Source organism: Stenotrophomonas sp. P5_B8 (assembly GCF_054049855.1).
The window spans coordinates 1-753 of sequence record NZ_JBFULO010000813.1; the positions used below are offsets into that span (position 1 = coordinate 1).

1 protein-coding gene is annotated in these 753 nt (G+C 61.5%); it reads left to right on the forward strand.

The window, feature by feature from the left end; genetic code table 11:
* A partial coding sequence (locus tag ACXJKH_RS21605; RefSeq protein ID WP_457322457.1) for a BCCT family transporter occupies positions 1-682 on the forward strand: 682 nt, incomplete at its 5' end.
* Between the last annotated feature and the right edge of the window lie 71 nt (positions 683-753).

Genomic DNA, 753 nt, shown 5'->3' on the forward strand with positions numbered 1-753 from the left:
GGTCATAGACATGCTGACCTCCAAGGGTGAGGAAGAGTCGCCGGTGTGGCAGCGCATCTTCTGGGCACTCTTGGTTGGAGGCATCGCCGTTGCCCTGCTCATCGCTGGCGGACTGGAGTCCCTCCAGGCAGCCACAATTGCCAGCGCACTGCCCTTTACCGTGGTCATGATCTTGATGTGCTGGGGCCTGCTCAAAGCCATGCATCTGGATGCAACGAAGCGCTCAATCTCGCGCGACGCACGGCTGCTTCCAGGCACCAGCGGCGACTGGCGCGCGAGACTTAAACTGCTCGCGCACAATCCCGTCAAGATCGAGGTGGTTGGCTTTATCAGGGAACAGGTGCTGCCCGCCCTCCAAGAGGTTGCGGTGGAGCTGCGCAAGCAGGACCTTCCTGTTGAAGTCACCGAGGGAGAAGACGGGCGTGCCTGGCTACGCGTAGGCCACGGCGAGGAAATGGACTTCTTCTACTCCGTGCGTCCTCAGCCTTACGAACCGCCCACCTTCGCGTTGCAGGATCCACGCCGCCCAGTGAGCGAGGGGACCCGCCACTATCGGGCTGAGGTGTACCTGCGCGAAGGCGGACAGGACTACGACGTCATGGGTTGGCCGAAAGTGCAGTTGATCCACGATGTGCTGGACCAATACGAACGCCATCGTCAGTTCCTGGATCACGTTCGCTGATCAATGTCCCGGCCAACCCATGTGGGTTGGCCGGGACGTGGGCCAAGCGGTCTTGAACCTGGCCAACGAGC